The sequence below is a fragment of the Ruegeria sp. YTSA144 genome (assembly GCF_059610125.1).
In genome coordinates, this window is sequence record NZ_JBXWNA010000007.1 from 222,584 (window position 1) to 247,747 (window position 25,164).

23 protein-coding genes and 2 pseudogenes are annotated in these 25,164 nt (G+C 55.7%); 12 read left to right on the plus strand and 13 right to left on the minus strand.

Annotated features, from left to right (window positions below; translation table 11 throughout):
• Positions 1-34 precede the first annotated feature (34 nt).
• From dxs to AC2FF8_RS16015, 6 genes are all read right to left on the minus strand, one after another.
• The gene (dxs, locus tag AC2FF8_RS15990; protein ID WP_496880183.1) at positions 35-1,963 is read right to left on the minus strand and encodes a 1-deoxy-D-xylulose-5-phosphate synthase; all 1,929 of its coding nucleotides are present in this window, start codon (positions 1,961-1,963) and stop codon (positions 35-37) included.
• Positions 1,964-1,979: 16 nt separating this feature from the next.
• A complete protein-coding gene (locus AC2FF8_RS15995) occupies positions 1,980-2,846 on the minus strand; it encodes a polyprenyl synthetase family protein (protein ID WP_257599620.1) in 867 nt (288 codons plus the stop codon).
• On the minus strand, positions 2,847-3,089 hold the full coding sequence (locus tag AC2FF8_RS16000) for an exodeoxyribonuclease VII small subunit (RefSeq protein WP_496880184.1): 243 nt from the start codon (positions 3,087-3,089) through the stop codon (positions 2,847-2,849).
• Positions 3,086-4,012: a histone deacetylase family protein gene (locus AC2FF8_RS16005; RefSeq protein ID WP_496880185.1), complete on the minus strand. Its 927-nt coding sequence runs from the start codon at positions 4,010-4,012 to the stop codon at positions 3,086-3,088. The genes AC2FF8_RS16000 and AC2FF8_RS16005 overlap by 4 nt, the downstream gene beginning before the upstream one ends.
• A gap of 68 nt (positions 4,013-4,080) precedes the next feature.
• Positions 4,081-4,782, minus strand: coding sequence for a response regulator (locus AC2FF8_RS16010; protein ID WP_170347567.1), 702 nt, complete (start codon positions 4,780-4,782; stop codon positions 4,081-4,083).
• A complete protein-coding gene (locus tag AC2FF8_RS16015; protein WP_170347566.1) occupies positions 4,779-5,291 on the minus strand; it encodes a MarR family winged helix-turn-helix transcriptional regulator in 513 nt (170 codons plus the stop codon). The genes AC2FF8_RS16010 and AC2FF8_RS16015 overlap by 4 nt, the downstream gene beginning before the upstream one ends.
• A gap of 160 nt (positions 5,292-5,451) precedes the next feature.
• Here AC2FF8_RS16015 and AC2FF8_RS16020 point away from each other — a divergent pair, with 160 nt between their 5' ends.
• The 3 genes from AC2FF8_RS16020 to AC2FF8_RS16030 all read left to right on the plus strand — a co-directional run bounded on the left by AC2FF8_RS16020 (position 5,452) and on the right by AC2FF8_RS16030 (position 7,853).
• Entirely contained in the window at positions 5,452-6,318 is an 867-nt protein-coding gene (locus AC2FF8_RS16020; RefSeq protein WP_257599623.1) for a branched-chain amino acid aminotransferase, read from the plus strand.
• A 107-nt stretch (positions 6,319-6,425) separates the two neighbouring features.
• The gene (locus tag AC2FF8_RS16025; protein WP_496880186.1) at positions 6,426-7,376 is read left to right on the plus strand and encodes an AraC family transcriptional regulator; all 951 of its coding nucleotides are present in this window, start codon (positions 6,426-6,428) and stop codon (positions 7,374-7,376) included.
• A gap of 111 nt (positions 7,377-7,487) precedes the next feature.
• Positions 7,488-7,853: an SPW repeat domain-containing protein gene (locus tag AC2FF8_RS16030; RefSeq protein ID WP_171726878.1), complete on the plus strand. Its 366-nt coding sequence runs from the start codon at positions 7,488-7,490 to the stop codon at positions 7,851-7,853.
• Between the two features lie 257 nt (positions 7,854-8,110).
• Here AC2FF8_RS16030 and AC2FF8_RS16035 read toward each other — a convergent pair whose 3' ends face one another.
• The 5 genes from AC2FF8_RS16035 to AC2FF8_RS16055 all read right to left on the minus strand — a co-directional run bounded on the left by AC2FF8_RS16035 (position 8,111) and on the right by AC2FF8_RS16055 (position 16,168).
• Positions 8,111-9,412 carry an adenylate/guanylate cyclase domain-containing protein gene (locus AC2FF8_RS16035; RefSeq protein WP_496880187.1) on the minus strand — a complete coding sequence of 434 codons (1,302 nt, stop codon included), beginning with the start codon at positions 9,410-9,412 and terminating at the stop codon, positions 8,111-8,113.
• A gap of 178 nt (positions 9,413-9,590) precedes the next feature.
• The gene (locus AC2FF8_RS16040; protein ID WP_257599627.1) at positions 9,591-10,781 is read right to left on the minus strand and encodes an acyl-CoA dehydratase activase-related protein; all 1,191 of its coding nucleotides are present in this window, start codon (positions 10,779-10,781) and stop codon (positions 9,591-9,593) included.
• Positions 10,732-12,867 (minus strand): BadF/BadG/BcrA/BcrD ATPase family protein, encoded by a 2,136-nt coding sequence (locus AC2FF8_RS16045; protein WP_425079881.1) that lies wholly within the window; start codon positions 12,865-12,867, stop codon positions 10,732-10,734. Before AC2FF8_RS16045 ends, AC2FF8_RS16040 begins: the two co-directional genes overlap by 50 nt.
• On the minus strand, positions 12,864-14,375 hold the full coding sequence (locus AC2FF8_RS16050; protein ID WP_496880188.1) for a hypothetical protein: 1,512 nt from the start codon (positions 14,373-14,375) through the stop codon (positions 12,864-12,866). Before AC2FF8_RS16050 ends, AC2FF8_RS16045 begins: the two co-directional genes overlap by 4 nt.
• A gap of 152 nt (positions 14,376-14,527) precedes the next feature.
• Positions 14,528-16,168: an amidohydrolase family protein gene (locus AC2FF8_RS16055; protein ID WP_496880189.1), complete on the minus strand. Its 1,641-nt coding sequence runs from the start codon at positions 16,166-16,168 to the stop codon at positions 14,528-14,530.
• A 942-nt stretch (positions 16,169-17,110) separates the two neighbouring features.
• On the opposite strand from AC2FF8_RS16055, the gene AC2FF8_RS16060 reads away from it, so the two are divergent.
• Positions 17,111-17,428, plus strand: a complete 318-nt coding sequence (locus AC2FF8_RS16060; RefSeq protein ID WP_496880190.1) for a hypothetical protein — start codon at positions 17,111-17,113, stop codon at positions 17,426-17,428.
• A gap of 43 nt (positions 17,429-17,471) precedes the next feature.
• Here AC2FF8_RS16060 and AC2FF8_RS16065 read toward each other — a convergent pair.
• A pseudogene (locus AC2FF8_RS16065) lies at positions 17,472-17,713 on the minus strand (transposase); the annotation flags it as partial.
• 148 nt (positions 17,714-17,861) lie between these two features.
• Between AC2FF8_RS16065 and AC2FF8_RS16070 the strand changes: the two are divergent.
• From AC2FF8_RS16070 to AC2FF8_RS16095, 6 genes are all read left to right on the plus strand, one after another.
• Positions 17,862-18,122 carry a hypothetical protein gene (locus tag AC2FF8_RS16070; protein ID WP_496880191.1) on the plus strand — a complete coding sequence of 87 codons (261 nt, stop codon included), beginning with the start codon at positions 17,862-17,864 and terminating at the stop codon, positions 18,120-18,122.
• Positions 18,123-18,241: 119 nt separating this feature from the next.
• Entirely contained in the window at positions 18,242-19,396 is a 1,155-nt protein-coding gene (locus tag AC2FF8_RS16075; RefSeq protein ID WP_496880192.1) for a hypothetical protein, read from the plus strand.
• A 52-nt stretch (positions 19,397-19,448) separates the two neighbouring features.
• A complete protein-coding gene (locus tag AC2FF8_RS16080; protein WP_496880193.1) occupies positions 19,449-20,738 on the plus strand; it encodes a WD40 repeat domain-containing protein in 1,290 nt (429 codons plus the stop codon).
• Positions 20,735-21,250: a hypothetical protein gene (locus AC2FF8_RS16085; protein ID WP_496880194.1), complete on the plus strand. Its 516-nt coding sequence runs from the start codon at positions 20,735-20,737 to the stop codon at positions 21,248-21,250. The genes AC2FF8_RS16080 and AC2FF8_RS16085 overlap by 4 nt, the downstream gene beginning before the upstream one ends.
• A gap of 43 nt (positions 21,251-21,293) precedes the next feature.
• Positions 21,294-21,755, plus strand: coding sequence for a hypothetical protein (locus tag AC2FF8_RS16090; RefSeq protein ID WP_425079873.1), 462 nt, complete (start codon positions 21,294-21,296; stop codon positions 21,753-21,755).
• Positions 21,755-22,759 carry a hypothetical protein gene (locus tag AC2FF8_RS16095; protein ID WP_496880195.1) on the plus strand — a complete coding sequence of 335 codons (1,005 nt, stop codon included), beginning with the start codon at positions 21,755-21,757 and terminating at the stop codon, positions 22,757-22,759. The genes AC2FF8_RS16090 and AC2FF8_RS16095 overlap by 1 nt, the downstream gene beginning before the upstream one ends.
• A gap of 171 nt (positions 22,760-22,930) precedes the next feature.
• Here the strand turns inward: AC2FF8_RS16095 and tnpC are convergent.
• Positions 22,931-23,584, minus strand: a pseudogene (tnpC, locus tag AC2FF8_RS16100) (IS66 family transposase); the annotation flags it as partial.
• Here tnpC and AC2FF8_RS16105 point away from each other — a divergent pair.
• A complete protein-coding gene (locus AC2FF8_RS16105) occupies positions 23,582-23,908 on the plus strand; it encodes an AICE-type RepA C-terminal domain-containing protein (RefSeq protein ID WP_496880196.1) in 327 nt (108 codons plus the stop codon). The pseudogene tnpC and the gene AC2FF8_RS16105 overlap by 3 nt on opposite strands.
• 215 nt (positions 23,909-24,123) lie before the next feature.
• On the plus strand, positions 24,124-24,825 hold the full coding sequence (locus tag AC2FF8_RS16110) for a hypothetical protein (RefSeq protein ID WP_496880197.1): 702 nt from the start codon (positions 24,124-24,126) through the stop codon (positions 24,823-24,825).
• Positions 24,826-25,164 lie beyond the last annotated feature (339 nt).

The window sequence follows — 25,164 nt, forward strand, 5'->3', positions numbered from 1 at the left end:
CCTCGCAACATCCGCTGCCCTGCCGACAGGCACGCTAAGCGCGTTTCTCTCCGATCGAGGCGACGCCCAGAACATCCAGAACTTTCGCTTCGATATGCTCGGCATTCATACCGGCCACCGCATACATATCCGCGGGGCTGGCTTGATCGATGAAGATATCAGGCAAAACCATCGAGCGGTATTTCAGCCCCCGATCAAACACACCTTCATCCGCCAAGAGCTGAGCGACATGGCTGCCAAAACCGCCAACGGCCCCTTCTTCGATGGTAATCAAAGCCTCGTGGTTGGACGCCAGATCCAGGATCAGGTCGCGATCAAGAGGTTTGGCAAAACGAGCATCGGCAATCGTGGGCGTTATGCCTTTGGCTGCAAGGGATTCCGCCGCCTTCTGAACCTCTGCCAGACGTGTACCGAATGAAAGCAGAGCCACCCGCGCACCTTCCCGGATAACGCGGCCCTTGCCGATTTCCAGAACCTCGCCGCGTTCGGGCAAGTCGACCCCGACGCCTTCACCGCGCGGATAGCGGAACGCAATGGGGCCTTCGTCATGCGCGGCGGCGGTCGCCACCATATGCATCAGCTCGGCCTCGTCAGCCGCAGCCATGACGACCATACCGGGCAGGTTGGCCAGATAGGCAATGTCGAACGACCCCGCATGGGTGGCGCCGTCAGCCCCGACCAACCCTGCCCTGTCGATTGCAAAACGTACGGGCAGGCGCTGAATCGCCACGTCATGTACCACCTGGTCGTAACCACGCTGGAGAAAGGTCGAATACATTGCGCAGAACGGCTTCATTCCTCCTGCGGCAAGCGCAGCCGAAAACGTCACGCCGTGCTGTTCGGCAATCGCCACATCAAAGCAACGTGACGGATAGCGCTCGGCAAACAGGTTCAGGCCAGTTCCGTCGGGCATGGCAGCGGTCACGGCAACGATTTTGTCGTCACGCGCGGCCTCATCCACCAGCGCCTTGCCAAATACAGACGTATAAGAGGGCGCGTTTGAAGGTGCCTTCTTTTGTTCTCCAGTCACCACATCGAACTTGGCCGTGGCATGGCCTTTGTCGCGGGCCTGTTCGGCGGGGGCATAGCCCTTGCCTTTTTTCGTCAATACATGGATCAGAATCGGCCCGGTTGCCCGTGATTTGACCGTACGCAGAACCGGCAGCAGCTGGTCCATGTCATGGCCATCTATCGGGCCGAGATAGGAAAACCCAAGCTCTTCGAACAGCGTGCCGCCCACCGCCATGCCTTTCAACATCTCCTTGGCGCGCTTGGCGCCCTCCCGGAATGGCTCGGGCAGCAAGGACACAGCGCCTTTGGCAGCAGCTTTCAGATCGTGAAACGGTTCTTCACTATAAATACGCGACAAATAGCTGGACAACGCACCAACTGGCGGCGCGATGCTCATCTCGTTGTCATTCAGAATGACGATCAGACGCTTTTTCAGGTGGCCTGCATTGTTCATCGCCTCAAAAGCCATGCCCGCAGACATCGAGCCATCGCCGATCACAGCAATTGCGTCGCCCAACCCTTCGGGCGTTACACCCCCCAGATCCCGTGCGACAGCAAAACCCAAAGCAGCGCTGATCGACGTGCTGGAATGCGCCGCGCCAAATGGGTCATAGGGGCTTTCGCTGCGCTTGGTGAAGCCGCTGAGGCCATCCTTCATGCGCAATGTGCGGATGCGATCACGTCGTTCAGTCAGGATTTTGTGCGGATAACACTGATGACCCACATCCCAGATGATCTTGTCTCGGGGCGTATCAAATACGGCGTGCAAGGCGGTGGTCAGTTCAACAACCCCCAAGCCTGCCCCAAGATGCCCGCCGGTCACGGCAACCGCCGAAATTGTTTCGGCCCGCAACTCCTGTGCAACCTGGTGCAGTTGTGCGTCCGAGAACTGCTTGAGATCCGCAGGGCGGTTCACAAGATCCAGCAGGGGCGTATTGGGGCGGTCAGACATGTGGCGCGTTCCTGGCTTAGCTGTCCCGGGCAATAACGAAGCGGGCGGCTTCCTTCAAGGTTTCCGCCTTCGGACCAAACCCGTCCAAAGCGGCGCAGGCCTGATCCACCAGCTCACTTGCGCGGGCTTTGGCAGCAGGCAGACCCAAAAGCGAAACAAAAGTGGCTTTCCCTGCCTCGGTATCCTTTTGCAATCGCTTGCCCGCCTTTTGGGCATCGCCTTCGATATCAAGGATGTCATCTGCAATCTGAAAAGCAAGACCCATCGCCCGGGCATATCGGCGCAACGGGTCAGGGTCGGATCGGGCCATAACGGCGCCAACGCAGGCTGACCACTCGATCAGGGCGCCTGTCTTGCCGGCCTGAAGACGCGTGATTTCGTCCAGCGACAGCGGTTCGGCGGCCGTTTCCGCCGCAATGTCCAACGCCTGTCCCAGCACCATACCTTGTGCACCGCTGGCTTTGGCAAGGGTCAGGGCAAGGTCTGCGCGAATGTCTGCGGCCCCAACCTGCGAGCAGGTGCAAAGTTCAAAAGCAAGCGTCTGAAGGGCATCTCCGGCCAGAACAGCCGTGCCTTCATCCCACTCTACGTGAACGGTGGGCCGCCCGCGGCGCAGGTCATCGTCATCCATGCAGGGCAGGTCGTCATGCACCAGGGAATAAGCGTGCAGCGCCTCTATGGCGGTGGCCGGCCAGATCGCCCGGTCTTCTTCAACATCATGCAGTCGGGCACTTTCCAATGCCAGAAACCCGCGCAGCCGCTTTCCGCCTCGGGTGGCATATGCCATGGCCCGGGTGACATCCACGTCTGCAAAAGCGCCAAAAACCAGATCAAAATGGCTTTGAATGCTGGCAGCGTCCTGCGCAAGTCTTTCGGGGAACATTCACATACCTTCGACAGGCGTCGTACCGGTCGGCTGACTACTGGCGTCCAGAGTGATCGCTGCGACTTTTTCTTCCGCGCGCTTCAACTCGTCCTCGCACCGCTTTTTCAGCGCCGCGCCGCGCTCGTACAGCGCAATTGATTGATCCAGCGCGACGTCGCCACGTTCCAGCTGGCCGACTACGGCTTCAAGTTCTTTCATCGCCTGTTCGAATGTCATCTGGTCTACGGGGATCTCGGTCATCGGGCTGCCTTTATCAATTCTTCCACATGGGCGCGTGTGGCCTGGGCCAGTGCGTTCAGATCATACCCGCCTTCCAGAGTCGAGACGATACGACCGCCGCAAACCTCGTCGGCAATCCTGCACAGCTCGGCGGTGATCCAGGCAAAATCATCAGTGGCCCAGTTCAGATTGGCAAGCGGGTCGTCCTGATGGGCATCGAACCCGGCGGAAATGATAATCAGTTCCGGCCTGAAGGCCCGCAAGCGCGGAAAGGCCTTTGTTTCATAGGCGGCACGCATCTCGGCGCCGCCACTGCCGGGCGCCAGTGGGATGTTGAGCACCGTATCATGAACACCCGTTTCCTCGGGCCGGCCCGATCCGGGCCACAAAGGCATCTGCTGGCTGGTTATCACCAAGGCCCGCGCTTCATCCCACAACAGGTCCTGGGTTCCATTGCCATGATGCACGTCGAAATCGACCACGGCCACGCGTTTCAAACCGTGATGGTCCAGCGCATGTTTCGCCGCCAATGCTGCATTTCCAAACAGGCAGAAGCCCATGGCCGTTTCGGATTCCGCATGGTGCCCCGGCGGGCGAATGGCACAGAACGCGTTCGATACTTCACCGCCCAATACCAGATCAACGGCCCGCACCGCCGCACCCGCCGCGCGGTAGGCTGCGTCCACCGATCCCGGAGACAGGAACGTATCCCCGTCGATCTGGGCGAACCCGTCCGCAGGGCGCGCGGCTCGAATGTCTCGAATATAGCTCTCGGGATGAATCCGCAGAAGATCGTCATCCGCAGCCAGCGGAGCCGTCACCCGCTTCAGCTCCAGCACTTCCAATGCATGCAGAATATGCTCCAGCCGCGCCACCCGTTCGGGGTGCCCGTCAGGTGTCACATGGCCCAGACAATCGGCATGGGTCAAAAGGGCAGTCGTCATTGGGATCCCATCTTCATCTGGCTACAAATATCCTCGCCGAAGGCCAAAATACGCCGCGCAGCGGCACCTCAATCCGGCGCAAGCATATACCCTGCGCCCCGCACAGTCTGCAAATAGCGTGGCTGCTTGGGGTCCTGTTCGATTTTGCGTCGAAGGCGCGTGATCTGTACATCTACAGCGCGCTCCTGCGCCTGGCCCTTGTCGCGCCCCAGATCCTCGACCAGCTTGGCGCGGCTGATCGGCTCTCCGGGCTGGGCCGAGAATATCTTCATCAACTGGCTTTCGGTTGCGGTCAGACGGACCGGGTCTTCGCCCTGCCACATCTCGCCGCGTTCAATGTCATAGCGGATGGGCCCGAGATACAGGATCTTCGCCGTGGTTTCTTCTGCCGGCGTTTCCGGCATCCGGCGCAGGATCGCGTTGATCCGCAACAGCAGCTCTTTCGGCTCGAACGGTTTTGCCAGGTAATCATCCGCCCCGGCCTCGAGGCCCGCGATCCGGTGTTCCGTCTCACCCTTTGCGGTCAGCAGCAGGATCGGTGTCGTATGCGTTTCCCGCAAAGCACGGGTCAGGCTGACACCATCCTCGCCCGGCATCATCACATCCATGACGATCATGTCGAAATCCAACCCCGACAATACGCGCCGCGCGTGGGCTGCATCCCGTGCCGCCGTAACCAGAAACCCATTGCGCATCAGAAACTTCTTGAGCAGATCGCGAATGCGCTCGTCATCATCGACAATCAGAAGATGGGCATCCATTTCGCTCATGAGGTCGTATCCCGAAGTTTCGTATAGGCATGACGCATATCAGCATCCATCATTGCTTCAAGCACTTTGCGAAAACCAGCCACGGCTTCGGGACCGGCATCCTTATAGGCGGCGCGCATTCTGGCCCGCTGAGCATCCGACAACGTGGTTTCCAGCGACTGCCCCTTTTCTGTCAGAAATAGGTGGCGTTCACGTTTGTCCACTGTTCCCACGCGACTTTCCACCAAACCATCCTCGATCAAGGTTCGCAAAACCCTGTTCAGAGACTGTTTTGTTACGCCAAGAATGGCCAACAAGTTGTTGACAGTCGTGCCCGGCGCGCGGTTGATGAAGTGGATTGCCCGGTGGTGAGCGCGGCCATAGGCCATCTCCGCAAGGATGCGGTCGGGATCAGCGGTAAAGCCGCGATAGGCGAAGAACATGGCCTCAATCCCCTGCCGCAATTGCTCATCGGTCAAAAACAAAAGGCTCTCGCCCCCATAACGCGGGGCCGGGCGGATGTCGGACATATCATGCCTCATTCGTTACTACCGGGCCGAGTTTATGTCAGCGTTATTGACATTCCAAGAGGAGAGCGGTATCGAATCGCAGTTTTTGCGCAATATTGTATCCGCATCGGACCTAATTGGCGCAATAATCGAAAAACCAACCCGGTTCAGGAGGTTTCGCATGGCGGGGTATGATGATCGTGATGGCACCATTTGGATGGATGGCAAACTGGTGCCCTGGCGTGAGGCCAACGTGCACATTCTGACCCACGCAATGCACTATGCCTCATCGGTATTCGAAGGCGAGCGCGCATATAACGGCAAGATCTTCAAAAGCCGCGACCATTCCCGGCGCCTGATCGCCTCGGCCGAGGCGCTGGACATGCCGATGCCTTATTCGGTTGATGAAATCGAAGCCGCCAAGGAAGAAGCGCTGAAAGCCAGCGGTTTGCAGGACGCGTATGTGCGGGCGCTGGTCTGGCGTGGCTCGGGCGAGGATATGGGCGTCGCCTCGGCCCGCAATCCGGTACGCATGGCCATCGCGGTCTGGCCCTGGGGTGCCTATTATGGCGATGCCAAGATGCAGGGTGCCAAGCTGGACATTGCCGAGTGGAAACGCCCCAGCCCGGAAACCATCCCCGTTCATGCCAAGGCAGCGGGCCTTTACATGATCTGCACCATTTCCAAGCACAAGGCCGAAGCCAAAGGATGCTCGGACGCATTGTTCATGGACTGGCGCGGATACGTGGCCGAGGCCACTGGCGCGAACGTATTTTTCGTCAAGGATGGCGAGGTGCATACCCCGCTGGCAGACTGCTTCCTGAACGGCATCACCCGCCAGACGGTGATCCAGATGCTGAAAGACAAGGGCATCACCGTGCATGAACGCCGCATCAAGCCCGAAGAAATGGCTGACTTCGAACAGTGTTGGCTAACCGGCACCGCGGCCGAGGTCACGCCTGTCGGGCAGATCGGCGAATACACATTCGAGGTCGGCGACCTGACCCGCCAAATCGCCGAGGACTACGAGAAACTGGTGCGCTCGTAAGATTTTGCCCCCGCTTTGTCGGGGGCTTTTTGTTGCAAAACGTGCAATTTATCGTGCAATCCGTTCGGCCATCTGGACGGATTGCACAGATTGCGTATCTTCAGCACATGTTGGACCTTCTCAGCGATATTCTCACCCGCCTTTCCCTGCGCGGCACATTTTATTTCCGCACGTCGTTCACGCCGCCCTTCGGAATTCAGGTGCCAGGGTTCGAAAACGTGGCCCGGTTTCATTTTGTGCAGCGTGGCGAGCTCAAGGTTCATGTCTCGACCACGGGGGAAACCCTGCGGTTGAGGCAGGGAGATCTGATCCTGATACCCCACGGGGCACCGCACGCATTGCTCTGTGCCGAGGTCAAGCCGTTGGATGCATTGCCCCTGGAGCAGGTGCTGGAGCGTGCGGGCTACACGGGCGAGGGCGTGTTGGTCTATGGCGGTGATGACGAGGAACGGGATACGCAGCTGATCTGCGGTCACTTCTCTTTTACCGGCCCGGCCGGCCGAAACGGCACCGGGCATATGCTGATCGACCGCCTGCCGCCCTATATCCTGATCGAGAATTATGGCGAAGAGGCGGGATCGTGGATGGAATCCACCCTGCGCATGATCGGCTCTGAGGTTTCAGGCGCGAGGATCGGTGGCGACCTGATCGCGCTGAAACTGTCCGAGGTCCTGTTTGCACAGGCGATCCGGGCCTATCTGGAACGTCAGAGCCCGCAGGATTCCGCGTTGGCAGGATTTGCTGATCAGCGCATCTCGCGGGCGTTGACCGCGTTCCACCAGGCCCCGGCCAATGACTGGAGCGTTGCGTCATTGGCACGTGTGGCGGGTATGTCGCGCACGGCCTTTGCTCAGCTTTTTGCTGAAAAGATGGGCACAACGCCGATGCAGTACCTCACGGATTGGCGGATGCAGATCGCATGCCATGGTCTGACCGAGGCAAAATGGAACGTGGCAGATGCAGCCGCCGAGGTCGGGTATGCCTCCGAGGCAGCTTTCTCGCGTGTGTTCAAGAAACAGGTTGGGTTATCGCCAGCTGCGTACCGGGCGATGCATTGATCCTCCAAATTTTCTGAACGATCTGCATGATATCATAGACGATCAGAAATTCAGCGTTCAACTTCGGCACCTTACCTTCCCTTTATCAATGATTGAAAAAAGGAAGATCTCATGTCCCTGCGTTTCGTTACCCGCTCTGTCCATGCTTACCTCGACTACCCTGTTGCCATTGCCCTCATGACGTTGCCGTTCCTGTTGGGATTGGGTCAGTCAAACCCACTGGCCCTGTGGTTGTCGGTTGTCACCGGTGTTGCTGCGTTTGTTCTGACGGTTCTGACCGATCATCATCTTGGGATTTGGCGGGTCCTTCCCTACAAGTTTCATCTGGCCGTAGACTTGATCGTCGGGATCACCTTCCTGTTTGCACCCAGCGTTCTGGGGTTCTCAGGACTGGATGCGGTGTTTTACTGGCTGAACGGTGCGGCTGTGGTGCTCGTCATCTCGCTCAGCGCGCCCGAGCAGGAAGTCACCGCCTGAAACCGCTGACCACGGTTGTCCCAGTTTCACTGAAAAGCACCAAGGTCCGAGCCGCCGGGTTCTTCAGCCGGCGGCTCGTTTTTGAAAATGCGGCCTGGCTTCGAGCGCGTGCTCTCACTGTCGCAACGGGCCATCCGGCTGCGGGCCGCAATTGCCCCCGTGTGATCCGTTGTTTCAAATGACCCAGGTTCGCCCCCTTCCGGTCGCTGACTGAACCCGCACTGACCTCGGGACGTTTCACCGAGAAGATGAGGTTTTCAACCTTTGATAAACTGCTCGGACGTGCGTGAAATCGCAGGTTCGTCGTGGACTTTCCCCAACCAATAGGGTTGGATTTCACCATATCCCTTGATGTTGATAACCTCTCGTCTGTCACAGTCCACATGTTCGGCTATCTCATCTCTTACCTCGGGTGAGATTTGAACGCGCCCCGGCTCTCCGGAGCTTTCCATTCTTGAGGCGATGTTGACTGTATCACCCCAAACGTCAAAAAACGGTTTGTCGCCGCCGATTACACCTGCGATCACCGGACCTTTGTGAATTCCGACCCGCAGGGACACCTTTGGATGCAGTTTGTCTGACACCCGCTCGACCGTCGCAATCATATCAATCGCCAACGCTGCCATGCGAACCGAATCCGGTTGCCGTTCCTTGACAGAGGGGTCCAGACCACCTGCAACCATATAGCTGTCTCCGATGGTTTTGATTTTCTCCAGCTTGTAGCTCAGAACCAGTTCATCGAATGCCGAGAATACGGAGCCCAGCAATTTGACCGTCGCTCTGGCCCCATTGGCGGCCGCGAATTCAGAAAATCCTGACAAATCAGAAAACAGAATTGTAGCGTCATCAATTCTTTCAGCAATTAGCCTGTCCGGGTGCGCTTTGATGCGCTTGGCAATACGTGAAGGCAAAAGAACATTTATCAGCCGCTCGGAAACAGCAAACTCCTTTTCCAACGCTTCTTCGTATCGATCTATTGCGGCGTTTGCAGAATAGGACGTGAAAAAAAGCGCCGAGACGATTCCCAAAATCAGCACGATGAAAATAACATCTTGAGGGTGCCTAACAAATCCGTCTTGATATGATTGCGTAACAATATCCCAAATCGTTTCGCCGGGCGGTATGTGCAAAGGAACGACAAGCGATATGTAAATAAACAAAGCTGCGCTGAGGATCGTTATCAAAGTGATCCAACGCCAATATGCGGCCCCCAGAAAATAAAAAAGCAAGGGCGGGCCGACAAGCAAGACCAGGTGATCTTCACCGTTTTTGCCGACGCTGATGTCATGAGCCAGGAACAGGAATAACCATACTGTAAAATAAGCGACTTTGACCTCAAGGCCGAAGCGATCCAGCGTCATCGTCAACAGCGCCGCGAAGCCAAGCCCAAAGTTCACCCATGCAAGATATCTCCAGTCTGGTCCAAGTTGGAACTGGTAGAAGGCTGTGAAACCAAACCCAAGCGACGCAATAAAGGCTGCAACGTTAACAACCTGCATCTTTCGTCTTATTTTTCCATCGTCGATGGGTTTTTCAGAGTCCACAATGTGTTCAAGCAAAGCATCGCCCCCGCGCCAGCTCTATGCAAAATATCCCTCAAATCTGCTTCTTAGTCGATAAGCCCCAGGTTGTTTGTTCAGAAGTCTCTTTCGCGTCGCGGCGCCAACACAGCCTGAACCGCTTTTGGCCTCGTGCCCGCAAACGGGTGCCGTACTGCCTTGAAAACCGACCGATGGATCAAGTTGGCAACAGCAATTCAGGTGGTGCAGTTTTCAGGGCCTCCAGTTTGCTTTGAATGATATTCGGCGATTTCTGTTCCAGATAGTAAGCAATGGTTTCCACGCGAATTCGAACAGAGCCGGCGGGTTTCGTCTCATCAAGATCCTGAAACACGAAGAAAAGCGTTCCAAGCGCTTCGGTGATTTCCTGGACTGGCGAATAAGTCGGCTGATCCATTCCGCATTCATAGCTGGAAAACCGGATCGAACAGGTTATCCAGGGCATAATGGATCCATAGCGTGCAGCCCACAGAAGTTCATTCGTGTTTGCGCTGTGGGATGTTTTCCAAATATCCGAAATGTCAAAAGGGCTTTGAATTCGGCCGGCTTTGATCAGATCGCCGTACAACCAGTCCAGTATCTCTGCGTCCAATGGCAGATATTGACCCCAGAGGATCGGATAACCAAAGGCCTGCAACTCGCTTTCAATGGCGTGGCCAATTCCGGTGTCCATGTGGTACGGGCGACCCAAGGCCAGGATGCAAGGTCGATTTTGCGTGGCGCATTCGGACAGTACCGCCAGACTTTGCCGCCGCAGGCTCTGATCGAACTCTTGAAGGGCATCGTAAGCCGTGGCAACAGCCGCGCGCAGTTCAGTCATGCGCAAGTCGGTGATTACGCCCTTCAGGGCATCGTACAACTGCCGGGTCGCAATTTGTGGGTCTGCCAAGGATACGGCCGGCGAAAGATAGTGTACGCCCAGTTCCTTGAACACGTCCTTTTCCCGCCGAAAGCCGGCCCGTGTACTTTCGGGGCCGGCAATGACGCGCGGGCAGGCCATGTTTTCCCGGACATGACCCCGCAAAAAGGATGGGACAGTCAGGATTATGGGAACGAACAGGATATCAATGGGGCGCTTTTGCCCGTTCAGCAATTCGCCATAATGGCCAGACATGCATTTGACAGGATAGCAGCAGTCGACAGCACCGCGCCCTTTTCCGAATTTCAGCTGCTGTGCTTCTGATGTGTCCGACGAATAGACGATACTGCGGCGATTGATTCCCAGTTCAACGAACAACGTCGTCCAAAACCTGTGCGTCGACCACTGGTTCAGGACCCGAGGGATGCCGATCCGAAAATCCCGCTTGGGCGGTTTGGACTTAGCGAAAGGCGCCTTCGCGAACGCTTTCTGCAATATTTGGATTGGCATTCGCTTCCTCGTCGATTTGCTTTTTTCGCGCTTTCATCTCGGCTGCGTCTTCAATCAATCCTTTCGAGCAGGAATTGCCGGTAATCACCCGCTCCCACCCTTCCGCCAGAGGAACCTTGCTGTTTGCCCGGCCGCGACCGCCGGGAATCTGAACATCCACAAAGGCCCGGCTACAGTTCATCGCACACCACTTGCAGGTGGTTTTGCTGTTGGTAGTGCTGACATATTCCAATTCTTCGACGCGGTCGTGCCCAACGAACCGGGACTTTTGCCCGGTGTTCACATGTTCGACCGCAAGAAGGGCCGCGCCCAACGCGCCAGCCTCGCCAGCATGAGGGTGCACAGTAATTTCTGCGTCAGGAATTTTGCCCCTGATGAAATCGATCTGGGCTTTGACGACTGCCAGGTTTCGATGTGTCCCACCTTGCAGGACGAACTTCCTGCCGATGGCTTTGAGGTTCTGAAACTGCCCGGCATAGACCCAAACGTTCAGAGGCAGGACCGCGGCAAGGCTTGCCATAATCTCTTCTGCCGCCCACCCTTTGCGTTGCTGGTTCACGATGTCGGACTGAAGGAACACGCCGCACCCCATCATCAGTTTCGGCATCCGCTTGGCGCTGAAGGCTTTTTCGGCATAGTCCTCAAGCCGGACATCATAGCGTTCGGCAACGCCTTGAAGAAACGCCCCGTTGCCGGAAGAGCATTGGGAATTGAGCCGAAAATCGACGACCGCTTTCTGCCGCAACAGCATGATTTTGACATCGGTCCCACCAACGTCGCATATCGCGTCTGCGTCGGGATGTATGTGCATGGCAGCCGCCGCATGTGCGACCGTCTCGACCACCGGAACGTCCGCCCCTAAAATATCCTTCAGCAGATCTTTCCCATACCCCGTCAGCCCAAGAGCGCCGATATTCTCGATCCCTGCATCACGCAACTTGCGGAAAACGGACTTGGCATCTTCGATCGGGTTTCCTTGACTGTGCTGATAGACCGAAGCCTTGATTTCCGCGTCGCGGTCCAACGCCACCGCCTTGACCGTGGTGCTGCCGAAATCGCACCCGACATAATATGTCTCGGCCGCAACAGGCTGGGGCATCTGGATCACGGGTTGCGTAAAATCCTTCAGGAACCGGACGAGTTCACCGTTCCGGGCCAAGGCCTCTTGCCCGGTTTTGGCCTTTTCACCGTGCTGGCCTGTTTCCACCCACCATTTCAGGCCATCCGTGCCGGAATAGGCCCCGGATACATTTTGTTCCCGGCGAGAAATCTCGACGCAACCAAGGCTCGCATAGTACAAGGCGTCGCCGGGGACCAGGATTGCATCAGTGACGCTCTGTCCAGCTTTCAATACGACATTGCGCTCGTCCCACAGCGCGGCCAAATGGCTTGCCCATGCCTGCTGAAGACCTTGAAAGAACATGTTCGGTCCGCCCAGCAAAAGCACTGATGGTGTGGGGGTGTTGCCTTTTGTCAAAGTCGCCAGGTTCTGCCGCACAACTGCGTCAAACAAGCTTGCGATGATTTCGGTCTTGGGAACTCCGGCCTTGACCAGACTATTTGCGTCAGTCTCAGCAAAGATCCCACATTTGGCACTGATCCGATGAAGAGTTTGACCATCGAATGGCAGAGTGGTCAGTTCGTCCGGAGAAATATTCAGCTTTCGTGCTGACTTTTCGATAAAGGTGCCCGTACCGCCACTGCACGCTGATTGCATATAGACCTGCTTGGCCTTGCCTGCGGAGGTTGGCGTGAAGAACAACGTCTTCATGTCTTCCCCGCCAATTTCAGACACGAAATGCACATCCGGATGCAACGCTTCGACTGCGGCCGCGACGGCGACAACTTCCTGGATTTGCCGCGCGTTCACATGATCTGCCAGTGTCCCAGCCCCGGATCCCGTAAACGTGACGACATCGCGACCGGCGGTCAGGCCGGCCTCCAGCTCCATTTGCGACAACAGTTCAAGGGTTTTCTCGGCCTGGCGTGTTTTGTGACGACCATAGGCTTTCCAGATGACTTCGCCATCTTCTACCACGACGCCTTTTACAGTTGTCGATCCGATATCTATCCCCGCGTATTTCACAACGTGGCATTTCCCAGCTCAAGCACGACATTGGATGCGGTGCCCACGGCGCCACGATGGGGAACTTTCCAAAACGGCGTGTTGACCTTGGGATGCTCTTTGGCGCGCTTTCTGGCCTCGTCCGCAGTCAACCCGGCAGCGGCAAGAGCAGATTCAAATTCCTCCTGCGCGCGGATCTTGGCGTCTGCCAGCACCATCTGGCACCGCGACAAAGCGTGTACGTCACTGTCCCCTTTTACCTCGATTGGGGCATACAGCATATCGGGATACCGGCCCTGTACGGCCGCCATTGCGCCGATGCTCATTGTGTTGGGAAGGCAGCCATAGGGCGACAGCTCGCAAATCATATGTGCTTTTCGCTGGGTATGCGCCCAGATCGCCTTGGCGATCAGCAAATCACCCTCACCCCCGTTGATCATGTTGTCAAAAAACGGAGCCGCCAATTTGCGCAGCTTGTCCTGATCGGGCATCGGACGGGGAACGCCCCCAAGCGTCCGGCGCATCTGATCGTATTTGAACCTGAAGAAGCGCTGCCCAAGTTTCAGCAGAACATAATTCTGACGCGCTTTTTCTTTTATCCCGAAACCCAGCTTCAGCTTTTGTCCGCCATACCGCATCAGGTAGTCGAACCATACGACCATCGGCGCCGGCTGAACTTCGGCGCCTTCGCCTTCAAGCCAGTTATGCATATTGTAGTTCTGCACCCCTTCGGCGGTGGCCAGATAGAACTCGCCGGTAATCTTGACCATCGGCTTGACCCTCAAGCGATCAAGCTGGATGTCTTCAAAATGGCCGCGCGCACGCCTCATGGCCTTCAGGAAGCGTCTGGTCGTCGCATGCCACAGGACTGATCCCCATTTCGGCATGTGTTTCGGCCTGCTCAACATGACATCGTATATCTCGGAAACCGCCTTCTGAGCCGCCCGGTTGGTCGCTCCTTGCTCTAGCTCATAGGGTCGCAGCTGGTATTCCAGATCCTGAATGGCATCCGCAGCCATCATGCCCAAGGCCGTGCTCAGCAGCAGGTGAATGTCAGTCTGCAAACCGGCGTCTTTGCCTTTCGACTGATCGATTTCATGCTGCTGAACCAGAAACATCCTGAACGCCTCGAGCCCCAGGTTCTTCAGCGCAAGCTCATAGCTTTGGTGATATTGACCGAAACGGCAGGCTCCGCAGGCCCCGGCGGTCACATAAACATATTTTTCGGCCACTTCGTCAGCCCCGATGGCCTCGGCTTCGTTTCTGAGGAAACTCGACAAGTTGCCCGTCGTGAAAGCTGTGGGGCAGCACTGTCCGACATCCGCCAGTTCACGTCCCAGGTACAAGTCTTCAACTGTCACATCAGGCAGGCGCTGCGCATTGTAGCCCGCGCTTTTGAACAGGCCTTCCAGCAGTTTTTCGGCGCGCCACGTAACCCCACCAAACAACAGGGTGACATCCTTGCGCTGATCCGCAGTAAAAGGACGAGGTTCGTAAGCCCTATAGGACTCTTCCAAAATACGACTCATAAAAATACCCCCCAATCAACATAACATGTATTTACAATGCACAATATATTATTCAGAGATCGCCCCCTGCATCGGGAGTCCGTGCGAAACAGGACCATCGGAATTTCAGGTTGTCTTGGACGCCTGTCAGGCACTTTCAGCCTGAAAACCCATCAAATACCCAGGAATTTTTTTGCATTTCCTTCAAAAAAGTTAGGTGCACAAGGTCTGATCTGTGGATCGCTGAAGAACTTGTCAAATTCGATCAGGTATTCACGGGTTCTGCCGACCATCAGGGGCATCGCCCAATCCGTTCCAAAACACACTTTGTCCCGGAAATGGTGCGGTGCGTTCTTGGTTCTCTTGGCCACTAGTACTGATTTCAATCGCTGAAATATCTTTGGCTTGAGCTTTGAATCCAGAATTCCCAAAAAATGACCCAAGCCAAGATAGACATTGTCGAATTCCTCAACCAAGCGAATAGCACGATAGGCAAATGTTTGGTCAAAATTGTTGGTTGCTGCCCATCCCATCCAATCTACTTCTTTTGCGCCACCACCATGAGCCAGGAACAACCAAAGGTCCTGGGCATTGTGGGTCTCCATCGCGTGCTTCCACAACTCTGGATCGGAATAGACGCCGTAACCTTTCTCCACCTCAAACCCCATCGGGCTGCAATGGGCAAACAAACGCAGGTTGTGGCTGGAGAAATGGCGAATGATGTCACCCATCTTGGCCTGTGCCATTGGGTAGGGCGCAGGGTTCTGCGCTTTTTCTCTGTACTTGTCCAGACTTCGCCCAGAGGCGACCGGGGTCTGGTAGCCGCGCATATCGATCGGCCGGATCCCCAAGGGCGGATAGATTTTGTATCCCGTTATTCCTAGTGCAACGCCTGAATCGACAATCTGTTTCCAGTTCCCGCCTCGAAACGGGTCAACCGCACCAAAATTGATCAATTCATTCGGGTTCTCAGCTGCGAGTGACTGCATCCGGTCCATTTGTTCGGTGAAGTCAAAATACGGCGGTAGGAATCCGGGCATCCAAAATTCCTTGAGCTTGTCGAAGGCACGGCGCATATCCAGCAGGATACCCACGAAAAGGCTGGCTTCCGGGTCGCTCGGCTGACCATCCTTCTTGAAATCCCTCTTGAGCGCTTTGAACCGGTTTCGCTCGGACAAGGTCATGATGACAAAGAATTCAAGAAACTGAAAGATAATGCCGATTTGACCGATTGGAATGCGGACGGCACGAAAGCCGGCATCAGATCCAGGTTTGTACACCTCACCCGACGGCAAGTGTGCAGCTTCATGAAAGAAATCGCTTTCTACCGCTTTTTGACCAGCGACCCGGAAGGCCTCGGCCAGAAACCGATCCAGCAAATCAGCGTCCGTGCCACTGTCGGCAAAGACGGAACTTTCAGAAATTCTGTCGCCGCCCACAAGCTGGACACCTATCGGGAGGTCGCCGGCCCCTGAATAGTTGATATCATGGTCAATATCGTTCAGGGCTCGGATCAGCTCCTCTATGTCCTTCCAATCCTGGTGGCTGGGGTTGGGTGTCGATTGATACTCTCTGATCTTCTCACGAACGGGAAGTGCAATGGCCCGCATAAGCCGGTCCACATCGTGATCGAGCAACGCGTTGATCAAATCGTCCTGGTCAGGTTCTTCCGTCGCGGGTCTGCTGAAGTCACTCATGCGGGTCAAACGAAGCGCCAGAAAGGCCAACCCAAGCGAAAACAAATACAGTGAAGTGAACGAGTAGAAGATACTGTGCAACGGCAGATATCGCGCCGTGAACAGGTGGGTGTGCATGTCAATAAAGGTGTTTTTTTTAGTCATATTTATGGCTCCACGAAATCAATTTCGGCCGGAAATTCTGTGTTTTCGTATGACTTTGCCGTCAAAAACCGGAAATGGCTTTTGGCTTTAATCTGCTGAGTTTAAGGTTTTTCGAATAAATTTGCAAATTTCGGGGCCGGCAAACCGCCTCGCCAAATTCGAATTGAGCAGGGCTTTTTGCTGTCAAACCATGTGAGATGTCAGCAGAGTTTTCAACACCGAAAGCCGAATGAAACTAAACCCGTCACCTGGATTGCGGTTGCCACTCCTTGGAAAGGTCCGAACAGCAATTGACACTTCGATACCAGATAATGGGCCAGCATTCGCTGAGGTGAAGCTCGGCGCTGATTTTCGATCAGTTGCCGCGCCCGGCCCCGCGATTTTCGGCGGTTTTTATCTGGTCTTGGTTGCTGCTTTTCTGTTTTCAATTTCACACGTCTTTTTTTGTAGATAAAGGAGTTCTATAAATCATGACTTGTAAGACGTTGCCCCATATCACTGATCCCATTGACGAGAGAGAAGAATGGCTTGAAGATCTGGTTGGCAGTCTTTTTCTCACAGCCAGAGCAGCGTCTGTCTATGGAAACGCTGCCACGGCAGCAGCACTTTCAATGCAATCAAACAAACCTCAAGCTTTCTGCTTAAAGGCACTAATAGTTTTTTTTACTTTTTTCTCCGCTGGAGGTTTCGGCAGACACAACCAGTCTCCAGATTGCTGAAGCATTGAAGAGAGCGTATCTGGATTCCAGGTACGACAGTGTTGAAACTTCTGTCGAACAATGCCGTATAGACCTAGTCCTTAAGGATACGGATGCGTGTACAACCGGTTCGTCCACACAATCTGAGCATTACTTCTTTGACTTGAGGCATCACGACGCGGAAACACTCCATAAGCACGCTAGAGAAGTGGATGGAATGTGGCGGTTTCATGTTCTGCTTTCACCTATTGGAGAGTGGGCAGATCGAACGAATAGCCTAAAGGCAGAAGCCAATATTCGCCGACAGACTGCGATAGAAAAATATGGTCGAGGTAAGGACGCAGCAATAGCTTCAAGCCGAGAGTTTTTGTTGAAAGACGACATGACGGATTTCTTTTCTGGTGGGACAAAAGAGTATTGCCCGTCTGGAAAGGTAGTCGGACCTTTTGGTCCCGCTCTTCAATTGCAAGGTTCGAACGTAGAAGAGTTAGTTGAAGCTTTCGAAAAGCTGATTTTCGACTGCAAATTAGAATAATTACTTTAAAGGATTTCTAAATGACCTGTCCTGGGGTCAGGATTCATAACCAAGAGATGACGATAGCCGCGAGCGCGATGGCAGATAGGAACACCTTGGGACAGCGGTCATAGCGGGTTGCGACGCGTCTCCAGTCTTTGAGACTGCCGAACATGATCTCGATCCGGTTGCGGCGTTTGTACCTGTGCTTATCGTGTTTGACCGGGGTCTTTCGTTGCTTGCGGCTGGGATGCAGGCGCGTATCCCTTTGTCTTTTAACGCTTCTCGGAACCTGTCGGCGTCATAGGCGTATCAGGAAGGGTCAGATGCAACGCTTATCACCTGTCCGGAGGTGAGGACGATAGTGCCCTTCCGTTGAACCCGGCCTGTTGGGTTTGCGCTTAGGTTGTTACGCTGCTTGGGCAGCGTAACGCGCGAGCGCCTGAAAGAGATCATGGAAAAGGATGCCGGGCGGGACGGCCAGGCGGCGGTGCACAGGCTGGACGGTCACAGCGATTCCGAGCTTGGCGAGGACACCAGGCGCGAAGAACGCGAGCCGTCCGTGAACGAGCGCTTGAACGACCGGCTCAACAAGCCGCGAGAGAAGCTGGAGATCGAGGACGAGCGCTGCCAGGAGAATGATCGGGAGGTCAAGAAGGATCGGGACATCGACCGGGGCCGACGCATGGGATGTAGCGACGGAAAGCCGGACTGATGGCCTCAACGCCGACGATGTATCATAAAGTAATCTGACTACACGATGAGGGTCCGCCGAAGGAACGAGGAGCATAGCGATAGCAGCGGCGACTAAAATTTGTTAATGAAAGAGGTAATATGTTTCGATCATTTTGGATTTTGACGCTATTTTTTCTGGTTTTATCGCCGTTCTCCGTCAAAGCAGACCAGAGCCGTGATCGCAGTTGGCAAGAATATGGAATCGAGTTTTCCCAGGATGGAGCCACAGTCATAGTGGCGAGAGTAAGACCCGACAGCACTGCCGCCAAGATCGGGTTCGAGGCCGGTGATGTGGTGGTCGCGGACTGGGCTAATGGATTTCTCGGACCCGACGGAGCCCAAAGAATTCACGCGCGCATGTCGAAATTTCTCGATGATGATTTGAGTTTCGAGGTTGATTGGCGCATGGATCTTTATCGCCCGTCCATCGGGACCGAACTAACCATTGTCATGAAGTTCCCCATCGAGGCCAGACAGGTTGCCAAGACCGAACCATTGCCGCCCGCGATGCGGCACCTCATTGGCGATGCCGCGATGGTTGCCATCTGGAACCACAACGCCACAAAGATTGACACGCCCGACCTGGCAGACGCCGCAATGCGTATTCTCTTTGCGCTATCCTATCACGTCGCGGGCTGTCACGGTCCCGATGCTGTAACTATCCCGATCCAAACAAACTTGACGACCGTCACGCGGGACGGTTCCGGCACAGAACGTGCGCGCGAAACTGACACGTTTCTTCATGAGCTTAAGGTCAGACCGGCCTTCGCACCATTAGCGCGAAGAACGGCACCCTACTTTTCCGACAACGTACTGAATCCGCGCTTTGTGGGCGTGCGGGACCTTATTGCACAGGATCGCTGCGATGGTCCGCGTTTGCGCCAGTTGGAAGAAGGCTTAGCGAAAGCGGCCGGGACTGCTTTGCCAGCTACTGTCAGCACTTCGTCAGCAGCTGGGTTGGGCGAGGATTGGCGGGGGTTTGTGGCTGAATGCACAGCGGCATCTTACCCATCAATAACCAACAACGAGGGCGGAGCGGCTGAAATTTGCGTCATCTTTGAGGCGGTCGCAAGAGAAATCGGGGATGCCGATGCCTATGCTGAGTTGCGGCAGTATGGATTGTCTGCGGGCCAAGACTGGCCGCAAGACTTCAAAGACAGATTCAACGCGGAATTTGACGAATTGTATCGTGGCGAAAGATCGGGGGAAGCTTGGGACCGAGTTGCAACCTACCTACAAGACAACGGCCTTTAGAAGATAAGATATTCAACCTATTTTTCGGAATTAACTAAATGCGAGGACGTCAATGCGCATTCTGCTTGCAGCACTTGTAACCCTGATCGGAACGAATGTCTCAGCACAAGAGCTAGCTGATTACCAGTCTCGGGACTTTGCCGCTGAGTCACGCGAGGCGTTGGGAAAGGGGGAACGTACAGCGGCAATTGTCGCTGTACTCAAGGGTTTGCCAGCGGAACCGGAAGATGACGACTTTGTGCGGTTCGGCGATGCCTACGACGCGCTCGTTCGTGCAGCTGTGTCGCGTTCCATTCGACTTGATCTGCCGGTCATGTCCGTTTTCGAATTTGATGGTACTGGCACTCGTCTTGCAAGCGTAGGTCTGTTTCCCTCTCCCGACGGTGACCAGTCGCGGAGCGGCTTGGCACTTTGGGATCCTCGTAGCGGCGAGAAGGTGGCAGAACTCCTTCCCATCGAGGCGCTGACGGACGGGGCATGGGGGGTGCAAGCACCTGCCTTCTCGCCTGACGGACGCTTCCTTGTTCAGATAGCTCCTGCGGAGGGTGTGGCGGTGGTGTTCGATGCCGTAACTGGCGCTGAGATCGTCCGATTGCCGGGGCATGAGCCCGGCACCCTCCCCAACTCCGGTGGGGCCGCCTTTTCGCGCGATGGCTCGCTGCTTCTCACGCTCGGGGCTTCGCCGACCGTCGCACATCTCTGGGATACGGCCGATTGGCAGCGCGTCGCGAGCGCGAAGTTCGGCGACTTCACGCTTCTCAGCCCCATCGATGGCGGCCGGGACGGAGTGATGCATTTCATCGCTGGCGATGTCGCACAGGGCAACCCACCGCCTGTGGAATTGTGGAGGATCGGGCGGGACGGGGCCAATCTGTTACACCGTTTTCCAGCCGAGCCTTCTGGTCTTGGTGCACATTGGGGGCGCATCGCGACGGATGACGAGGATCGTGTTTTTGCGATGCCAAACGGTAATTTTGACCTTATTGTCTTCGAGCGTGAGACAGGAAGTGAGTTGGCGAGAATTCCCGCCTCGATCATAGGTCAGTCGACCGGGATCGTAGCTCCATCCGGAGACGGAGTCTTGTTGCTGTCATCAATTGATGCCTTGCCGCGTCGCCTGAACCTCGACGGCACCGATGCTCCTCTGGAGCCCTTGGACAAGTTAGTCGGAATCCATGGCGTGTTCTCACTGGGAGGAGAATTGATCGGGGGATCACCCGACATGCTCGATTATCGCGGCAGCGATATGCCACACGGTTTCAAGCTTTATCAGGCCATTGTGTCATCGCTACCTGACGACACGAAGGCGGAGATTGCCGCTGAACAAGTAGTACCTGAATGAAAGCCGGACCAGATGTGGAGTTTGTAATGACCAGACTTATGATCATGTTTCTAATTTCTTTCTTACCTGCAACCGAGGCTTTAGCCGAATGGGCGCTGAGGTCGCCCGAAGCGAGCGATGACAACGGCAGCGCATTCGTGGTCAACGCTCAAGGTCATCGGTTGGATATCGGATGTGGCAACGGAGGCACCATTGACATCTCTCTCACCCCGGACACTCGCCCAGCTGATTTGAAATTCGTTGACGATGGTGCGGTCGTCTATTTCCAGATCGATGGCGGTCAACCCTTGCAGATGCCAGCGACCTGTGGCGCTCACGGATGCTATCAGGATTTCATGCTGGGCGGCGAGCCCTGGCCGGTCAGTCAGATGCGCGCGATCACTTCGGCATTGCGTGCCGGATCGAACGTCGATGTCTTGCTTGGCGGCAAAATCATGTCGCGCTTCGACCTATCTGGTTCGTCCGCGGCTCTCGGTGAATTGGCGGCTCGAACGCAGTGCGAAGGTCTTTGATAGAACTATAGATCACCTAGGCTTGTGTAAGGAATGCTGGCGTATGAGATTGATGGCGTTAATATTTGGTCCGATCATGCTCGTCGCGCAAGCGGCAGCACAGCAGGCCGAACCCCTCGATGTAGATCAGGGCCGGATTGCGGCGGCCATACTCGACTGGCAGATCGAGCGCTCTCGGCACATCGCGAGAGAAGGGACCTTCCGAACGGAGCCCGGCAACGGCTATGTCCGCATCATTGATACCGTCCTACCAACCGAAAACCGTCCGATGTACACCGACCTCCGGGTGGAGACAGACACCGTCACGTGCTTCGACGCGGATGGCGATGCGATGCAGTGCTACTTTCAGATTGCCTTTCGGAAAAATCGCAGGCTTCAGGTTCTCGAAGCCGCCGACTTCCGGCTTCAGACCGACAACGCCGAACTCGTGCCGACCGCCGAGGGCAGGCTTAGGATCCGGCGCTACTGTTCCGGGGGTATCGCCCCGGATTGCGGGGACTACTGATGAGCGGACGGCTTCGTGCCGCCGCAACGGTCGTGCTCGTCGCGACCGCCAGCATGGCGGCGGTGGATCCACTTATCTCCGAGGGCGGTCTAAGACCGCATTCCGGCTTTCTGCCCGACGGCACTTTCGGCTTCGCGCTGGAACTGACTGAGGACATTCCGGCGGACGGAGATCGACCTGGGTTGCCTGTCGGAACATTTGTCCTCCACGTCGAACGCCAACGCGACGGCAGTGGAGAGGGTGGGCAGGGTCAGGCGCAGATGCAGGCTCTGCTGTCCGACCTTCAGCCCGGAGACGTGGTACATCTTGTCGTTCTGTTCCCAGACGGAACGCGTGATCGTTTGACTGTCATCCAGCCCTCTCTCGCTGACCTCGCAGCCGAAGAGAGAGGGCGTCGTCTGGAGGCCGAGTTGCGACTTTACGAAGCGTCGCGGGTGGCTGGCGATCCGTTTGGAGACAGCTATTGGGGAGTTCGGCTGCGCAATATCGCTTTGGGAAACTTCAAACTAACCCATGCATTGGGGCAGTCAGACGCCGACCTGCTGGAAAAAGGCGCATCTGCGCTTTTGGGCGACGACCTTGCACCGTTAGCCAAACTCTTTGGCTATCTTGTCCGGACCGAGGCCCGGACTCAGCCCCAGGCCGGGCTCATCGCTGGATATGCGCTCGCGCGCTATCGACGGCTTGGTGATTGCGGTGAACCTCTCGTTGAGATCACGCAGGTGACGAGAGAGTGGGTCGAATACTATAACGGAATAGGAACATATACCGGGTCCTCGCTCGCGACGGAAACCAGTCGAAGCGTCATGGTCCCCGCGCGGTTTGCGCCCGCCGTCCGTTCGGCAGGTAAGATCGATGTCAATCCACTAATGAGCGGCGCCCTTTTGGGTGTTCTTGTCCACCTGTCCTGTGACGACCCACTGCGAATCCGGCTGGAAGAAAACATGGCGCGCTTCTATGCGGGTCAGGCTCCGTTTGAGAAAGGTCCACTCCCGCCGAGATGATCGTTCGTTGCGTCAAGCCGCTAATTGCCGAAACTGTCTGACATCAGCACTCATGGAACAGAATAGGTTGATTGCGTAGCGGAGGATTTCAGGCTCATCGTAACCATTAGATAGTGGAGATGAGAAGTGCCCGTCCGTTGAACCCGGCCTGTTGGGTTTGCGCTTAGGTTGTTACGCTGCTTGGGCAGCGTAACGCCAGGGGAGGAGCTCGTCGAGGCGTGTGATCTTATGATCGGCGATTTGGGCGAGAACCCAAGTGAGCCAGGCTTGCGGATCGACGTTGTTGAGCTTTGCGGTCTCGATCAGGGTGAAGGCGATTGCCATGGCTTTGCCGCCGCCCTCGGAGCCTGCGAACATCCAGTTTTTCCGGCCGATGGCGACAGGTTTGACGGCCCGTTCGGCGGTGTTGTTGTCGAGCTCCAGTTGCCCGTTCTCAAGATATGGCCGCGCCTTTGGCATCCGGCCAAGGGCGTAGTGGATGGCCTGGGCCAGTGGCGATTTGCCGGAGATCTTTGGCAGTTGCGCGTGGAGCCAAGCTTCCAGATCATCGAAGATAGGTTTGGCTCTTGCCTGACGTAGCGCGGCGCGGACTGCGGGCGATTTGCCCCGCGCCTCTTTCTCCACGGCATAGAGTTCCGCGATCCGCCGGATCGCTTCCTCGGCGATGGCATTGCCCTGGGAGGCGAAGACATCCACGAACTTGCGGCGGACATGCGCCATGCAGGCCATCTCATCTGCCTTGTCATGCCCGAACAATCCGTTGAAGCCGGAGTATCCATCAGCATGGACCCACCCCTTGTAGCCTGCGAGGCGACTGACGGGATGGGCGAGCATGACACCCCAAGCAGCTATCATAAGGCCGATCTGGATCACTGGTCTCGCAGGCCAAAGAAAACCGAAAGCCAGCCGATTGCGGCGTTAGCCCGCGCCTTTCAGCGTTGGAGCGGCACTGCAACCGAACTGAAGCAGGTTCTGCGAGACCGCTTTCCTGCGCTAACCGAGGACAGCCAGAGTTTTCCCCGGTCTGAGGCGCGGTTTGGTGCGGCCCTGCGTAGGGTTCAGCCGGTTTTGCGGCGACAGGGCGTGAACATCGCGTTCAGCCGTGAAGGAAAGGCCGGGATGTGGGTGATTGAATTGAGCAGTCGGTGAGAATTCACGCGGTAACGAATGCTCAAGCGCTCGACCCGAACAGTCGGGCGCTTTTACCTTTATACTATTCCTTTGGATGATTTTGCACAGCGCCTTTGCCCCCTATGCGGACGAAGCCGACCTTGATAAGCATGCTTTCAACAGCAGAGCTGAGGTTGATGTCAGCTCCAAGACGCGGCAAAAATTTGAGGCAACTTTGAATTGGAAGCATTTAGGTGAATCAAATCCTTACGAGAACATCCCCGTTAGCAATGAGCTTAGGCCTAGCAAGCTTTTTGACCTCACCTGCCGTTGCTGACGATGGGTTAACCTTTAGTGTTCCTGATGAGTACCGTGGGTGTGTCGAAACGCCGTACCATTTTGGGGAAAAACCATTCGATGAAGACGCTAGGATCATCGCATACCCATATTATGCTGCGCCAGAAAAGAGCCCAGAAGTTGTTCTAGTTCCATCTGCAAATACCGAAGACGCTCAGCAAAAACGAATACGTTTGAGTTGTTCTGGGTTCGAGGAGCTAGGCAGTAATATCGACGTAGTCTTCGAATATGATGAGACTTTTCCATTTAAGGTCGGTTACTATGCGTGGGTCGAGCTCTTGTTGTTATATAGTGAAGCAGAGGCCAAAACCCGGAGGTTTGGACGCAGTTTCTATTACGTTGCAGTAGCGTCAGAAACGATTAGAGACGGGGCTGACGCATGTGCAAATTTTCAATCTCCCAATCCGTCATGGGACATGTTTTGCACACAACGAGACCTGCTTCATCAAACGGAGATGATTCAGACGTTTCATGATCAGCTTATTGCCGCAGACTATGACGACAATGAAGTTAATCCAGATGCGGTAGTGGAGTTTGACAAGATTGTTGCCTCTTCACTTGCCAGCGCGAAAGCAATCGCAGTTGGGTTGCCGAATTAGAGCAGGCCTGTCTAAGACAAAACAGGCGCAATCCATACGCCCTGTGATGGTCTATTTGGGCTCTGAGCCGACACTCGCGGTTTTAGCTGACGGTGCTGACAGCACTGACGGTGGACGCGCGTTAGTTTTCTTTGTTTGGTAAGGTTCGGCGTCAGCGACTGTCGGTGTCGCTACGTTGAGGTATTTGAAGTTTGCCCCACAGCGTAGCACCGTTGTAGCACCGAGGCCAAACGTCCCAAACGCCAAGAGCGCCCTTTGGGGCGCTAAGAGTTTGATATTTGGTTGTTATTTTTGGTTGCGGGAGTAGGATTTGAACCTACGACCTTCAGGTTATGAGCC

Bases quoted from the DNA above. Each gene is read 5' to 3' on its own strand.
- dxs (WP_496880183.1), bottom strand. From the start codon at position 1,963: ATGTCTGACCGCCCCAATACGCCCCTGCTGGATCTTGTGAACCGCCCT.
- AC2FF8_RS15995 (WP_257599620.1), bottom strand. From the start codon at position 2,846: ATGTTCCCCGAAAGACTTGCGCAGGACGCTGCCAGCATTCAAAGCCAT.
- AC2FF8_RS16000 (WP_496880184.1), bottom strand. From the start codon at position 3,089: ATGACCGAGATCCCCGTAGACCAGATGACATTCGAACAGGCGATGAAA.
- AC2FF8_RS16005 (WP_496880185.1), bottom strand. From the start codon at position 4,012: ATGACGACTGCCCTTTTGACCCATGCCGATTGTCTGGGCCATGTGACA.
- AC2FF8_RS16010 (WP_170347567.1), bottom strand. From the start codon at position 4,782: ATGAGCGAAATGGATGCCCATCTTCTGATTGTCGATGATGACGAGCGC.
- AC2FF8_RS16015 (WP_170347566.1), bottom strand. From the start codon at position 5,291: ATGTCCGACATCCGCCCGGCCCCGCGTTATGGGGGCGAGAGCCTTTTG.
- AC2FF8_RS16020 (WP_257599623.1), top strand. From the start codon at position 5,452: ATGGCGGGGTATGATGATCGTGATGGCACCATTTGGATGGATGGCAAA.
- AC2FF8_RS16025 (WP_496880186.1), top strand. From the start codon at position 6,426: ATGTTGGACCTTCTCAGCGATATTCTCACCCGCCTTTCCCTGCGCGGC.
- AC2FF8_RS16030 (WP_171726878.1), top strand. From the start codon at position 7,488: ATGTCCCTGCGTTTCGTTACCCGCTCTGTCCATGCTTACCTCGACTAC.
- AC2FF8_RS16040 (WP_257599627.1), bottom strand. From the start codon at position 10,781: ATGCCAATCCAAATATTGCAGAAAGCGTTCGCGAAGGCGCCTTTCGCT.
- AC2FF8_RS16050 (WP_496880188.1), bottom strand. From the start codon at position 14,375: ATGAGTCGTATTTTGGAAGAGTCCTATAGGGCTTACGAACCTCGTCCT.
- AC2FF8_RS16055 (WP_496880189.1), bottom strand. From the start codon at position 16,168: ATGCACACCCACCTGTTCACGGCGCGATATCTGCCGTTGCACAGTATC.
- AC2FF8_RS16060 (WP_496880190.1), top strand. From the start codon at position 17,111: ATGTGGCGGTTTCATGTTCTGCTTTCACCTATTGGAGAGTGGGCAGAT.
- AC2FF8_RS16070 (WP_496880191.1), top strand. From the start codon at position 17,862: ATGGAAAAGGATGCCGGGCGGGACGGCCAGGCGGCGGTGCACAGGCTG.
- AC2FF8_RS16075 (WP_496880192.1), top strand. From the start codon at position 18,242: ATGTTTCGATCATTTTGGATTTTGACGCTATTTTTTCTGGTTTTATCG.
- AC2FF8_RS16080 (WP_496880193.1), top strand. From the start codon at position 19,449: ATGCGCATTCTGCTTGCAGCACTTGTAACCCTGATCGGAACGAATGTC.
- AC2FF8_RS16085 (WP_496880194.1), top strand. From the start codon at position 20,735: ATGAAAGCCGGACCAGATGTGGAGTTTGTAATGACCAGACTTATGATC.
- AC2FF8_RS16090 (WP_425079873.1), top strand. From the start codon at position 21,294: ATGAGATTGATGGCGTTAATATTTGGTCCGATCATGCTCGTCGCGCAA.
- AC2FF8_RS16095 (WP_496880195.1), top strand. From the start codon at position 21,755: ATGAGCGGACGGCTTCGTGCCGCCGCAACGGTCGTGCTCGTCGCGACC.
- AC2FF8_RS16105 (WP_496880196.1), top strand. From the start codon at position 23,582: ATGGGCGAGCATGACACCCCAAGCAGCTATCATAAGGCCGATCTGGAT.